Source organism: Bacillus sp. LR_5 (genome assembly GCF_042709275.1).
The window spans coordinates 1-13,307 of record NZ_JAVAXX010000186.1 but is presented as its reverse complement, the minus strand read 5'-3'; the positions used below and the strand labels follow the sequence as shown (position 1 = coordinate 13,307).

The 13,307-nt window shown below is 43.8% G+C and carries 12 protein-coding genes; all 12 read right to left on the bottom strand.

The window, feature by feature from the left end; genetic code table 11:
* The coding region (gene hslU, locus RAC86_RS26455; protein WP_377886190.1) for an ATP-dependent protease ATPase subunit HslU at window positions 1-1,122 on the bottom strand (1,122 nt) is incomplete at its 3' end.
* Window positions 1,123-1,138: 16 nt separating this feature from the next.
* A complete protein-coding gene (gene clpQ, locus RAC86_RS26450; RefSeq protein WP_003238555.1) occupies window positions 1,139-1,684 on the bottom strand; it encodes an ATP-dependent protease subunit ClpQ in 546 nt (181 codons plus the stop codon).
* 12 nt (window positions 1,685-1,696) lie between these two features.
* A complete protein-coding gene (xerC, locus tag RAC86_RS26445; RefSeq protein WP_061187459.1) occupies window positions 1,697-2,611 on the bottom strand; it encodes a tyrosine recombinase XerC in 915 nt (304 codons plus the stop codon).
* 67 nt (window positions 2,612-2,678) lie between these two features.
* Window positions 2,679-3,986 carry an FADH(2)-oxidizing methylenetetrahydrofolate--tRNA-(uracil(54)-C(5))-methyltransferase TrmFO gene (gene trmFO / locus RAC86_RS26440; RefSeq protein ID WP_014113783.1) on the bottom strand — a complete coding sequence of 436 codons (1,308 nt, stop codon included), beginning with the start codon at window positions 3,984-3,986 and terminating at the stop codon, window positions 2,679-2,681.
* A gap of 75 nt (window positions 3,987-4,061) precedes the next feature.
* On the bottom strand, window positions 4,062-6,137 hold the full coding sequence (topA, locus tag RAC86_RS26435) for a type I DNA topoisomerase (RefSeq protein ID WP_014113782.1): 2,076 nt from the start codon (window positions 6,135-6,137) through the stop codon (window positions 4,062-4,064).
* A gap of 186 nt (window positions 6,138-6,323) precedes the next feature.
* Entirely contained in the window at window positions 6,324-7,217 is an 894-nt protein-coding gene (gene dprA / locus RAC86_RS26430; RefSeq protein WP_041520950.1) for a DNA-processing protein DprA, read from the bottom strand.
* Between the two features lie 60 nt (window positions 7,218-7,277).
* Window positions 7,278-8,180: a succinate--CoA ligase subunit alpha gene (sucD, locus tag RAC86_RS26425; protein WP_003238566.1), complete on the bottom strand. Its 903-nt coding sequence runs from the start codon at window positions 8,178-8,180 to the stop codon at window positions 7,278-7,280.
* Between the two features lie 28 nt (window positions 8,181-8,208).
* A complete protein-coding gene (gene sucC / locus RAC86_RS26420) occupies window positions 8,209-9,366 on the bottom strand; it encodes an ADP-forming succinate--CoA ligase subunit beta (protein WP_019714397.1) in 1,158 nt (385 codons plus the stop codon).
* A 173-nt stretch (window positions 9,367-9,539) separates the two neighbouring features.
* Entirely contained in the window at window positions 9,540-9,821 is a 282-nt protein-coding gene (locus RAC86_RS26415; RefSeq protein ID WP_014113777.1) for a FlhB-like flagellar biosynthesis protein, read from the bottom strand.
* On the bottom strand, window positions 9,818-11,545 hold the full coding sequence (locus RAC86_RS26410) for a hypothetical protein (RefSeq protein WP_072566266.1): 1,728 nt from the start codon (window positions 11,543-11,545) through the stop codon (window positions 9,818-9,820). Before RAC86_RS26410 ends, RAC86_RS26415 begins: the two co-directional genes overlap by 4 nt.
* A gap of 29 nt (window positions 11,546-11,574) precedes the next feature.
* Window positions 11,575-12,342: a ribonuclease HII gene (rnhB, locus tag RAC86_RS26405; RefSeq protein ID WP_061187453.1), complete on the bottom strand. Its 768-nt coding sequence runs from the start codon at window positions 12,340-12,342 to the stop codon at window positions 11,575-11,577.
* A 70-nt stretch (window positions 12,343-12,412) separates the two neighbouring features.
* Window positions 12,413-13,261 carry a ribosome biogenesis GTPase YlqF gene (gene ylqF, locus RAC86_RS26400; protein ID WP_072566265.1) on the bottom strand — a complete coding sequence of 283 codons (849 nt, stop codon included), beginning with the start codon at window positions 13,259-13,261 and terminating at the stop codon, window positions 12,413-12,415.
* Between the last annotated feature and the right edge of the window lie 46 nt (window positions 13,262-13,307).

The following is a 13,307-nucleotide window of genomic DNA, read 5'->3' as shown; positions in this document are numbered from 1 at the left end:
TGCATTATCAGGCTCAATCAAAATTCTCACGAAGTCGTCTACCGTGAGTTTGCTCAGTTCTACACGAATCGGGAAACGCCCCTGCAGTTCAGGAATCAAATCTGACGGTTTGGCCATATGAAACGCTCCTGCTGCAATAAATAACACATGGTCTGTTTTTACCGAACCATATTTAGTGACAACGGTTGAACCCTCAACGATTGGGAGGATGTCCCGCTGAACGCCTTCTCTAGATACATCGGCAGAAGATGACGCGCCGCCGTTTTTTGCAATTTTATCAATCTCGTCGATAAAGATAATTCCGCTCTCTTCTGCTCTCTGAACAGCTTCCTGGCTGACTTCATCCATATCGATGAGTTTGCTTGCTTCTTCATTCGTCAGGACTTTTCTGGCTTCTCTGACTGTCATTTTGCGCCGTTTCTTTTTCTTTGGCATTAATCCGCTCAGCGCATCTTGCATATTCATGCCCATCTGCTCCATACCCGAGCCCTGCAGCATGTCAAACATAGAAGGCTGCTGCTCTTCGACTTCTACTGTTACATAGTAGTCTTCGAGCTCTCCTAAAGCCAGCTGATGCGCCATGCGTTTTCTTTTTTCTTCAATGTTTGCTTCTTCCTGGCTCTCCGCCTCATCTTCACCGTTCGGCTGGCTGCCGCCAAAAAACATTTCAAACGGATTTTTAACGCCTGATTGTTTTTTCTTCCCAGGAACCAACAGACGAACAATGCGTTTGTTTGCATTTTCTTCTGCCTGCTCCTTTACTTCATTCATTTTCTCTTCTTTTATAAGCCGAACAGAAGTTTCCACAAGGTCTCTGACCATTGATTCAACATCTCTGCCTACATAGCCGACTTCAGTAAATTTTGTTGCTTCAATTTTGATAAATGGCGCACCTGAAAGCTTGGCGATTCGTCTTGCAATTTCAGTTTTCCCAACGCCGGTAGGCCCCATCATTAAAATGTTTTTCGGAACGACCTCGTCCTTCAGCTTTTCATCCAGAAGACTTCTTCTATAGCGGTTTCTTAATGCCACGGCGACAGCTTTTTTCGCGTTTTGCTGACCGACAATATATTGGTCTAACCGATCTACAATCTGTCTTGGTGTTAACGGTTGTTTTTCCATGCGCCTCAAGTCCTTTCTATTCAAGCTCTTCCAGTATGATTTGATCGTTCGTGTAAACACAAATTTCGCCTGCTGTTTCTAACGCGGCTCTAGCAATCTCACTTGCAGACATGCTTTCACCGGCATGCTTTTTCAAAGCTCTTCCGGCTGCCAGAGCGTAATTGCCTCCTGATCCAATCGCGAGAATGCCGTCATCTGGTTCGATCACCTCGCCTGTTCCCGATACGAGAAGCAAAGTATCCTGATTCATAACAATCAGCATGGCTTCAAGCTTTCTAAGCACTTTATCGCTACGCCATTCCTTCGCAAGCTCAACAGCTGCCCGTTTTAAGTTGCCGTTATATTCTTCAAGCTTAGCTTCAAACTTTTCGAATAATGTGAAAGCGTCTGCAACAGATCCTGCAAACCCGGCAAGAACCTTACCGTTAAACAGTTTCCTCACTTTTCTTGCAGTGTGTTTCATGACAACAGCCTGACCAAATGTCACTTGGCCGTCTCCGGACATAGCGCTTCGTCCCTTATGCTGTACGGCAAATATTGTGGTCGCATGAAAAGATGACATAAAGGGCCTCCTTTAATTTTTCTTAAAAGCTCTTGGATGGTGAGACATATATGTGTTTCTCAACATTTCCTTCGAAACGTGCGTGTATATCTGTGTCGAAGACAGATTGGAATGCCCGAGCAGTTCCTGAACGCTTCTCAAATCTGCCCCTTCGTTTAACAGATGAGTGGCGAACGTATGTCGAAGCATATGCGGATGGATATGTAAAGTGCCGGACGCTTTTTGAACAAGCCCGCTTAAAATATGCCTGATGCCTCGGGCTGTAAGCGGTCCGCCTCTTTGATTTACGAATAATAGATCATGAGGTTCTTTTGCTTTCATCAGCAAGCACTGTCTTCCGCTATTCATATAAACCTTCAACGCTTCGCGGGCGTAAGACCCAAAGGGGATATAGCGCTGCTTCTTGCCTTTACCGTGAACAAGCACAGTGTCCATAAATAAGTCAACGTCGTTAACAGTTATGGAACAGCATTCACTGACCCTCATTCCGGTGGCATAGAGAAGCTCTAACAGCGCTTGATCCCTCTTTCCGGTCGGCTGGCTTATATCTGAAACTTCAAACAGCTCCTCAAGCTCTTTTTGATATAGAAACTTTGGTATTCGTTTCTCTTGTTTCGGCAGATGAACAAGCTGAAACGGATTTTCTTCAACAAGTTTTTCCCGCATCAGAAACTTATAAAAGCTTCTTAATGCAGATATCTTTTTGCTTATTGTTCTTCTCGATAAACCTTTTTCATAGGCTTCTGTCAAAAAAATCCTAGTATCTTGATATGCAGCTTTTTCAAATCCATTTATACCTTGAACGCGCAGGAAAGTCTCGAATTCTTCAATTGAATCCACATAATTCACAATAGTATATTGTGAATAATTTTTTTCAATTTGTAAATATTCAACGAATAACTTTACGAAATTCTTAACATTCTCCATGCCTAATACCTCCCCAGGAAGGGCTTTTAAATGGTATCACAAATCGCGTTCAGGTTGCAATCAATACCTATATTGTTTTCGAAATTGTTTGAATTGTCTCGATTGCACGGTTCGCGTATTGTTCATTACGCTCTTTTTTATTTTTAATTTTAACAGGCAATTCTTTTAAAAGCCCAAAGTTTGCATTCATCGGCTGGAAGTTCTTCTGGTTTGTTGTTGTAATATAGTGAGCCATACTGCCTATTGTTGTTTCCTGAGGGAAAGTGACAAGCTCTTCTCCTAAAACAAGTTTAGCCGCATTAATACCTGCTACCAGTCCTGAGGCAGCGGATTCCACATATCCTTCTACTCCCGTCATTTGGCCTGCAAAGAACAAATCACTGCGATTTTTAAATTGATATGTCGGCTTTAACAGGCTTGGAGAGTTAATGAATGTATTTCTGTGCATCACGCCATATCTAACGATTTCTACATTTTCAAGCCCTGGAATCAATTTGAGAACTTCCTTTTGGTCTCCCCATTTTAAATGAGTCTGGAATCCTACAATATTATAGAGTGTTCCCGCTGCATCATCCTGTCTGAGCTGAACGACAGCATGTGGACGTTTTCCTGTAACAGGATGCTCTAAACCAACCGGTTTCATCGGTCCGAAAAGCATTGTTTTCTTCCCCCGTTTGGCCATGACTTCAATCGGCATGCAGCCTTCAAAGAAAATCTCTTTTTCAAATTCTTTTAATGGGACTGTTTCTGCTGATGTTAATGCTTCATGAAAACGGTCAAACTCTTCTTCTGTCATCGGGCAGTTCAAATATGCCGCTTCACCTTTATCATAACGAGATTTCAAGTACACTTTATCCATATCAAGGCTGTCTTTTTCTACAATTGGCGCCGCTGCGTCATAAAAATACAGATAGTCCTCGCCAGTTAGCTCCTTCAGTTGGGCAGACAGTGATTCAGATGTTAACGGACCCGTTGCGATAATGGTAGGGCCTTCAGGAATTCCAGTCACTTCTTCATTAATAACGGTTACGTTCGGATGGTTTTTCACCCGATTTGTCACACTTGCGGCAAATTCATGACGGTCCACTGCGAGAGCGCCGCCAGCAGGCACCGAACATTCGTCAGCAGCCGCGATGATGGCTGAATCAAGCGCCCGCATTTCTTCCTTTAATACACCGACAGCGTTAGCAAGCGTATTGGAACGCAGAGAGTTGCTGCACACAAGCTCGGCAAATTTATCTGTATGGTGCGCAGGCGTTTGTTTAACAGGGCGCATTTCATATAATCTGACTTGAATCCCCCGTTTGGCAAGCTGCCACGCCGCTTCACTTCCTGCGAGTCCGGCTCCGATTACATTCACTGTTTGTTGGTTCATCTTTCACATCTCCTAGTTTATTATTCAAGGCCTTCTTTTAACACACAAAGAAGGTGAGCAAGACCCTGCTCACCGCTACTTCTGTGGTTCTTCCTTATAATCGCATTCCACGCATTGGACTTGTATGCCTTTTTTGAGTTTTTTCTCGACGAGCATTTTTCCGCATTTCGGGCATTTTCGTTCAATTGGTTTGTCCCAGGAAACGAATTCACAGTCCGGATAACGGTCACAGCCGTAAAAAACCCGTTTCTTTTTCGATTTTCGTTCAACAATATTTCCTTCACCGCAGCTCGGGCACTTCACACCGATTTGTTTCACAATCGGTTTTGTGTTCCGGCAGTCCGGGAAGTTGGAGCAAGCTAAGAATTTACCGTATCGGCCCATTTTATATACCATTGGAGAACTGCACAATTCACAATCTTCTCCGGCATATTCTGGTTCAATTTCAACTTCCTTCATTTCTGATTCGGCTTTTTTCACGCGCTTTTCAAAATCGGTATAGAAGTTATCAATAATCTGTACCCATTCTATATTGCCTTCCTCAACATTATCTAGGTCTTTTTCCATTTTTGCCGTAAACTCAACGTTAATGATTTCAGGGAAAAATTCCATGATCAGCTCAAGCACGATCTGCCCTAATTCTGTGGGAACAAACCGTTTATTATCCAGTCCTACGTAGCCGCGCCGCTGAATAGTATCAAGCGTCGGAGCATATGTGGAAGGACGGCCGATACCGAGTTCTTCAAGAGTTTTCACGAGCCGTGCCTCAGTATAACGCGGAGGCGGCTGGGTAAAATGCTGCTCCGGTTCTATATCTTTTGATAATACCGTGTCGCCTTCTTGCAGGTCAGGCAGCATCCGGTCTTTTTCTTCCATTTGATCGTCTTTTCCTTCAACATACACCTTCATAAACCCGGAAAACTTGACTTTACTTCCATTTGCACGAAATGTCAAACCATTGTTTGTCAGGTCGACACTCATTGTATCGAGAACAGCAGGGGCCATTTGGCTGGCAACAAAGCGCTCCCAAATTAATTTATACAATCTCATTTGATCTCTGCCAAGTACTGCTTTTAATTCACTTGGTTTTCTGAGAACTGATGTCGGGCGAATTGCTTCGTGAGCGTCCTGAGCATTTTCATTCTTTTTCGCAGGCTTTCGTTTGCCGCCTAAGAACTCTTTGCCGTATGCCTGATCAATAAATGCAGCGGCTTCATCCACCGCCGTATTTGAAATACGGGTTGAATCCGTTCTCATATACGTGATCAGACCGACTGTTCCTTCTCTTCCAAGATCAATTCCTTCATATAATTGCTGTGCAATCATCATCGTTTTCTTCGCTCTGAAATTGAGCTTGCGAGCCGCTTCCTGCTGCAGGGTGGAAGTGGTAAAAGGCAAAGCTGGATTACGTTTGCGTTCCTTTTTCGTTACTTTTTCAACTGTATATTTATTGCCTTTGAGCTGAGAAAGAATGTCTTTTACATCGGCTTCACTTTTTAAAGGAAGTTTTTTGCCGTTTTTTCCGAAAAAGCTCGCTTCGAACGTTTCCTGTCCTTTCAAAAACGTACCGTCAATTGTCCAATATTCCTCCGGCTTAAAGTCGTTAATTTCTTTTTCGCGATCAATAATTAAACGGAGGGCAACGGATTGAACGCGGCCTGCGCTAAGCCCTTTCTTGACTTTTTTCCATAGGATAGGACTGATTTTATATCCGACAAGCCGGTCTAAAATACGTCTCGCCTGCTGTGCATCCACTAAATCCATATTGATCATGCGAGGATGCTTAAACGATTCCTTAATGGCGTCTTTTGTAATTTCATTAAACACCACACGGCAGTCTGAATTAAGATCTAAATCAAGGCTGTGTGCCAAGTGCCATGCAATCGCTTCCCCTTCTCTGTCGGGGTCGGCTGCGAGATACACTTTTTTGGCTTTTTTCGCAGCCGTTTTCAGCTCTTTTAATACCGGCCCTTTACCTCGAATGGTAATATATTTCGGTTCAAAATTCTGTTCTATGTCAACTCCCATTTGACTTTTTGGAAGATCCCGGACATGTCCCATTGATGCTTTTACTTTATATTTTTTACCTAAGTAACGTTCAATCGTTTTCGCCTTAGCGGGCGATTCCACGATGACTAGATAATCAGACATTTTCATCCCCCTCAAGAGGTGTTCTCTCTCTTTTCAAGTATTTCAATTTTGTTTTTGCAGCTGTCTTTATTTGGCTTTCAACATTTCATTCTTTATGATGAACGTCATTATTTAAATAGAAAACAATATGCAACTTTAAATCCTCACTATTATTAAATATTACAATACCGTTTGTCAAACGATAATTCAAAAGGGTTCCGTATATTGAACGTTTCTCTCAGGAAGCTCCTCGAAAATATCCTCTGCTGACCATATAGCTTTAGCCCCCTGCTGGATCAGTTTTATAGGACCTCCGGCGTAAGGATCAAATAATGAGCCGGGTACGGCAAATACTTCTCTTCCTTGTTCCAGTGCTTGATATGCAGTAATCAGCGAACCACTTTTTTCTTTGCCCTGCACGACAATAACGCCTTCACTTAATCCGCTGATAATACGGTTTCTCATAGGGAAATGCCATTTTTGGGGTTTGGTTTCAGGTGGGTGCTCTGACAGAAGGATATGGTGTTTAGCCATATGATCTGCTAACTGAAGGTTTTCCCGGGGATATATGTGTTGAAATCCGCCTGCAATGACGCCGATTGTCCGCCCCTTCGCCTTAATACTTGCAGCATGGGACATTCCGTCTATCCCAGACGCCAGTCCGCTGACAATCACCCAATTTTTACGGCAGAGCTCTTTTGTAAGATGATTGACAATTTGTATCCCATAAGCTGTTGGATTTCTTGTCCCTACAATTCCAATTTTCCTCCCTTTAGAAAGAAGGGTCATATCACCCTTTGCAAACAGGACAGCGGGGGGATCATAAATGGTTTTCAGCCAGAAAGGATATTGCTTTGAAGAAATCGGGATGGGGTTAATTCCTTGCTCATGGTAAGCAGCAAGTACACGCTGAAGCTTTGGATATTGTTCTTCTATTTTATTTTTTAATGCAGCTGCCTTTATTTTACCTCGAGTAACAGTTTCTAACACGGGTGACGTCAGCGACATAGACGGATCAGCTTTCCACCATTTTAATAGAAGGGATGGGGATAATAATTGATTGATTCTGCAAATCATTAAACAGGCAGCGGCCTGATCCAATATATTGACCTCCTTTTGACAGAAAAAGCAGGAACAGCCTTGACGGCTGTCCCTTCTTTATTAATGCGTTTTGCAAGTTTCGAACAAGTTCTTCTCTTTCAGCACCTTAATTAAGGTTTCACCCATTACAGAAGGTGTCTCTGCAACTTCGATTCCGCATGCATTTAGCGTTTTGATTTTTTCATCAGCTGTCCCTTTTCCACCGGAAATAATGGCGCCTGCATGCCCCATGCGCTTCCCTGGAGGTGCTGTTTTCCCGCCGATAAAACCGACTACCGGTTTTGTCATGTTGGCTTTTACCCACTCTGCCGCTTCCTCTTCGGCAGTACCGCCGATTTCGCCAATCATGATGACAGCGTGTGTGTCAGGATCTTCGTTAAACGCTTTTAAAACATCAATAAAGTTTGTTCCATTTACAGGATCGCCGCCGATTCCAACAGCTGTAGATTGTCCTACACCCGCTTCTGACAGCTGGTGCACCGCTTCGTATGTTAATGTTCCTGAACGCGATACAACGCCTACATGACCCTTTTTATGGATATATCCAGGCATAATGCCGATTTTACATTCTTCAGGCGTGATGACACCAGGGCAGTTTGGCCCTATCAGTCTCGTTTTCTTGCCTTCCATGAAGCGTTTGACCTTTACCATATCCAAAACCGGAATATGCTCCGTGATACAAATCACGAGATCAAGCTCCGCATCTACCGCTTCCATAATGGCATCAGCTGCAAACGGTGCCGGCACATATATAACAGACGCGTTAGCGCCAGTCGTTTGAACTGCTTCAGCCACTGTATTAAATACAGGAACACCTTCCGCTTCAGTTCCGCCTTTTCCAGGTGTTACACCGCCTACGATATTTGTGCCGTATTCGAGCATCTGCTTCGTATGAAATAAAGCGGTAGAACCTGTAATCCCTTGCACAATAACTCTTGTATCTTTATTAATAAAAACACTCATTATCTGGTCCCCTGCCTTTCATTCTTTCCTAAACTAAGGATACGATTTTCTGCGCGCCGTCAGCCATTGATTCCGCAGACGTAATATTTAATCCTGATTCACTAAGGATTTTCTTCCCTAGATCCACGTTTGTGCCTTCAAGACGGACGACAAGCGGCAATGTCAAACCAACTTGTCTTGTCGCTTCAACAACCCCTTCTGCGATGACATCACATTTCATAATGCCGCCGAAAATGTTGACAAAAATCCCTTTAACGTTTTGATCAGAAAGAATGATTTTAAATGCTTCCGTGACTTTTTCTGCGGTTGCACCGCCGCCCACATCAAGGAAGTTGGCGGGTTCTCCTCCATAATGCTTGATAATATCCATTGTGGACATTGCAAGTCCCGCGCCGTTTACCATACAGCCGATATTTCCATCAAGAGAAATGTAGCTTAAGTCATATTTGGACGCTTCGATTTCTTTCGGATCTTCTTCATCCAAATCTCTGTATTCCATAATGTCCTTTTGTCTGTACAACGCGTTGCTGTCGAAATTCAATTTCGCATCAAGCGCCATCACATTTCCGTCGCCAGTAACGACGAGCGGATTGATTTCGGCGATTGAGCAGTCTTTCTCAACAAATGCTTTGTATAGTCCAAGCATAAATTTAGCAGCTTTTCCCACAAGCTCCTTTGGAATATTAATAGCGAATGCGATTTCTCTAGCTTGATAGCCTTGGAGGCCGACAGCCGGATCAATGACAGCTTTCTTGATTTTTTCCGGTGTTTTCTCCGCTACTTCTTCAATTTCCGTTCCGCCTTCTTCAGAAGCCATCAGAACGATTCTAGAAGTGGCGCGGTCAAGCACAAGCCCCACGTAGTATTCTTTTTTAATATCGCAGCCTTCTTCAATAAGTAAGCGTTTTATTACTTGGCCGTCCGGACCCGTCTGATGTGTAACTAGGGTCTTCCCTAAGAGTTCTTCGGCATACGCTTTCACTTCGTCTAACGATTTTGCTATTTTTACCCCACCAGCTTTGCCTCGACCGCCAGCATGAATTTGAGCCTTTACGACATAAACCGAGCTGGATAAGTTCTTTGCTTTCTCAACTGCTTCTTCTGCTGTAAAAGCCACTTTACCTTCAGGAACAGATACCCCATATTTTCTGAGGACTTCTTTTCCCTGGTACTCATGGATATTCATTTCCCATCCTCCTAACTTATGTAACAAAACTAAAATAGACTGCGCTTTCATTCTATAATAATACTGGAAGAATTGTCTAGAGTTCGATGCAAAATCTTTAAATCCTTCTAAACATTCAAACTTTTATTTTATTAAAAACATAAATTTCAAACGGAGGATGGGGAATATTTTAGCTATTTTTTATTTTTTACACTTTCGTCCAATCTGTAAATGAACGAAAAAATCTCGGCTACTGTTTCATAAAGAGCTTCCGGGATTTGATCATCTACAGTCAAATGGCGCATTAATTCGACAAGGGTCCGATCTTCTTGAATCGGGACCCCTGCCTTTTTCGCTTCTTTGATAATGTTGTCGGCTACATGGCCCTTTCCTGTCGCAATCACTTTCGGCGCCTTGTCTTTTTGTTCGTTATAATGGAGAGCCACAGCTTTTCTGATCGGCGTCTGCTCTTTCATACTTTCACGTCCACTTCCTGATCACTGATGCTTGTTACATATTGATCGATTGCAGCCTTCTCTTCGGAGTGAATCCTTTTTTTAGCGTTTACCCCTGAAAGGCTGTATCCCATTTCCTTCAGACCCTGTTTAAGTGCGGGCACCATCGGATCGATGGCAGCCTGAAGCTCGAAATCAGTCTCAATTGTAATGGTCATGACTTTTTGCTGTATCAAACAATCAACGACAGTTTCTTTTAACGTATCCAGCTGCAGCAAAAATAAAAGGCGGCAATGAGAAGGATCAAGCTTTCCATCTGCTTCCTTCTTTCCTTTAAACAGAACAGTCATGTCCTGAACCCCTGACTTCGAAAACAGCGGAAATGACATTACAATTTGGCTGTATGACGGATGGTCCTGCTGCATGAAAAGCTGCCCGTTTAATTTATGAAAAAGCTGATCGGCTTCCTGTTTGACAGGTTCAGCTACCTCATGCGACGATCTTGCGGCATGAAGAGCCAGCTTGATGGATTGTATTTCGTCAGGTGTGACTGCGCTTCCTTGTTCTAACGCTTTAATGAATGCAAGCTCGTCCCTTGCGCCGATTGCCGTTTTCACTTTGGATAAGAAAGAAAGAACATCTGCCTTATCCGCCAAATTAGGTGCTGTCTGCTGAACAGCCTTTAAAAAGACTTCGGCTTCCCGATCTGTGACTTGTGACGCCTGAAAAACAGCTGAAGGTGCAGGTGAGTTACTATCACCCGATGAAGCAGCCGCTTTAATCCAATTTGCTGCTTCTTTCACAATGTGAAGACTGTTTTTTTCAGCAGATTCCGTCAGCTTTGTCAGCAGCTGGCGGACTTCTTTGATGGGAATGTCTGCTGCTGTTTTGACAGGCTCTCCTTGTATGCTTCTCTGTTCCGCTGTGTCATTTACGGGCGATAAGCCGGCCTTTCCGGGGGAACCAGATCGTGCGCTAAGCTCCATGTTTCCAGCTGTATGGCCTGAAGAAGGTGCTTTGGTCTTATCCGTTAGAGAGATAAGCTTATCAATCAGACGTTCTGCATGGACATCAATTTCACTATTAAAAAGTGCCGCAACTGCTTCTTTTAGCTTTGCCGTCATTTGGCTCTGCTGAGGGTTTTGGTTGATTGCCCGAAGCAGCCGGGATACGTGCTGATGCAGCGGAACAGGCGATTTCACAGCGTGAACACCGCTCAAAACTTCGGGGTGAATGGGAAGCTCACGCTTTAAAGCGAACAGAACGGTTTCAATCGCTTTTTTTGTATCTGGCGCAGGCAGTGTCTCCATCCAGCGGACAGCTGTTTTGATATCATTTTCTGTTACGGGTGTTTTGCTCTTCAGCATCGCTCCTGTCATCATCAGAGCGGCGTTTGAAGGTTTTACTGAAATGGCATTTAAAAGCTTGCCAGCTGCATCCTGAATGGATTTGGGATTTTGGTCAAAGCTTTGAACGACCTGAAGACGGCCTTGTTCTGCTGTTGTTTTTTCGTAGGAAAACCAATAGTACGCCTGAGGACGAAGCTGAGCTTCAAGTTTTCCCTGGACAGTTTGATTGCCGACTTGAATCAGCGCATGCTGATCTCCTAATAAACGAAGCACTTTTCCTAAAAGGAGACGATTCTCCCCGTTTAGCGCTTCGCTGACATTTGATGTTTCCTGCGGGACTGCTGTATTTCCAAAAAGGTGCTGCAGCGCCTTTTGCACATCATTTCGTATATTCATGTAAAAGAGGTGCCTCCTTGTCCATTGGTTTATCTGAAAGATTGAACAGGAGCGAAAGTTTTACGGTGCAATTCAGTTGGGCCGTATGCGGCGAGAGCTTCGAGATGCTCTTTTGTCCCATAGCCTTTATTTTTTTCAAAGCCGTACATGGGGTATGTTTCGGCATAAGCGCTCATCATCCGGTCTCTCGTCACTTTCGCGATACACGCACCTGCCGCAATAGACACGCTTTTAGCATCGCCTTTTATAATTGACGACTGGTCTATGCCGACCGGTAGCGTCATTGCGTCAACAAGCAAATAATCAGGTGTATCTGACAAATCGTGTATCGCTTTCACCATTGCCATCTTTGAAGCTTCATATATATTGATTTCATCAATGACAGAGGCTTCTACAATTCCTGTTCCGACCGCCAGTGCTTCTTTCATAATAAGCTCGTAATATTCGTCACGCTTTTTCTCTGAGAGCTTTTTGGAGTCTGTCAGCCCAAGTATTTCACATTCCTCTGGAAGGATGACTGCGCTGGCGACAACGGGTCCTGCCAATGGCCCCCGGCCGACCTCGTCGACACCTGCAATCAAACGAAATCCTTTGTTTCTTGCCAGTCTTTCATAGGAAGTCATATTCACCCATTGTTCTTTCAGCGCTTTTTCTTTCGCCTGCTTTTTAAGCCATTGCTCTACAAGCGTTTGAACACTTTTTCTCGGGTCTTTTTCGCATTGGGCAAGAAATGGGTCTTGTTCATCTTTCACTTCCTGCAAACGGTCTTTAATGTCCTTTACGGTTAATGTATTCACTTTCTCTTCTCCCTTACTTTATGTATCGGTTCGGTCACGAAAAAATAAAGACCCGCATTTCTGCGCGCCTTTACATAGTCGGCTGTTCAAATGACAGCCTGCCGAACTTTTCAGTGCGGATATCGCGAATAATGACTTCAGTCGTCTTATCGTAGTTAATGAGCCCTCCGCTCATGAGACAGCCGCGCTTTTCACCTATTGCATCAAACAGCTCTGCAATGTCCTCTGGGATCTCATCAAGGCCATAACGCTCTTTCAGCCGTTCAGGATAGTGTTCTTCAAGAAAACGAAGACCAAACACAGCCACGTCCTGCAGATTGATAATCGAGTCTTTAATAGCCCCGGTGACGGCCAGCCTCAAGCCGACAAGCTCATCCTCAAATTTAGGCCATAAAATCCCCGGTGTATCTAATAGTTCTAATTCTTTCCCGACTTTGACCCACTGCTGAGATGTCGTAATACCAGGTCTGTCCCCTGTTTTTGCTATATTTTTCTTTGCCAGCCGGTTGATAAGCGTTGATTTCCCGACATTTGGAATGCCGATGATCAAAGCGCGAATTGCTCTCGGCTTCACACCTTTTGCCTTCATCCGGTCAAATTTTTCTTGAAGGATCTCTTTTGATGCCGGCACAATTTGATTTAAGCCTTGTCCGTTCACAGAATTAATGGACAAGGAGCGGATCCCCTGGTTCTCAAAGTGCTCTTTCCACTGCTGTGTAACTGCCGCATCTGCTTTGTCAGCCTTGTTTAACAGCATAATTCGCGGCTTATTTTTTAGGATATCTTCAATCATTGGGTTTCTTGACGACATTGGAATTCTGGCATCTACCAATTCATATACTATATCGATTAATTTTAATTTTTCGGTTACTTCCCTTCTTGCCTTTGCCATATGGCCCGGGAACCATTGAATTGTCATGTGACACGAACACCGCCTTTATCTCTTCAGTATATATGATTCTTTG

Excerpts from the sequence above, each read along its gene's own strand:
- ylqF (WP_072566265.1), bottom strand. The coding sequence starts at position 13,261 with ATGACAATTCAATGGTTCCCGGGCCATATGGCAAAGGCAAGAAGGGAA.
- xerC (WP_061187459.1), bottom strand. The coding sequence starts at position 2,611 with ATGGAGAATGTTAAGAATTTCGTAAAGTTATTCGTTGAATATTTACAA.
- clpQ (WP_003238555.1), bottom strand. The coding sequence starts at position 1,684 with ATGTCATCTTTTCATGCGACCACAATATTTGCCGTACAGCATAAGGGA.
- RAC86_RS26415 (WP_014113777.1), bottom strand. The coding sequence starts at position 9,821 with ATGAAAGAGCAGACGCCGATCAGAAAAGCTGTGGCTCTCCATTATAAC.
- RAC86_RS26410 (WP_072566266.1), bottom strand. The coding sequence starts at position 11,545 with ATGAATATACGAAATGATGTGCAAAAGGCGCTGCAGCACCTTTTTGGA.
- sucD (WP_003238566.1), bottom strand. The coding sequence starts at position 8,180 with ATGAGTGTTTTTATTAATAAAGATACAAGAGTTATTGTGCAAGGGATT.
- trmFO (WP_014113783.1), bottom strand. The coding sequence starts at position 3,986 with ATGAACCAACAAACAGTGAATGTAATCGGAGCCGGACTCGCAGGAAGT.
- topA (WP_014113782.1), bottom strand. The coding sequence starts at position 6,137 with ATGTCTGATTATCTAGTCATCGTGGAATCGCCCGCTAAGGCGAAAACG.
- sucC (WP_019714397.1), bottom strand. The coding sequence starts at position 9,366 with ATGAATATCCATGAGTACCAGGGAAAAGAAGTCCTCAGAAAATATGGG.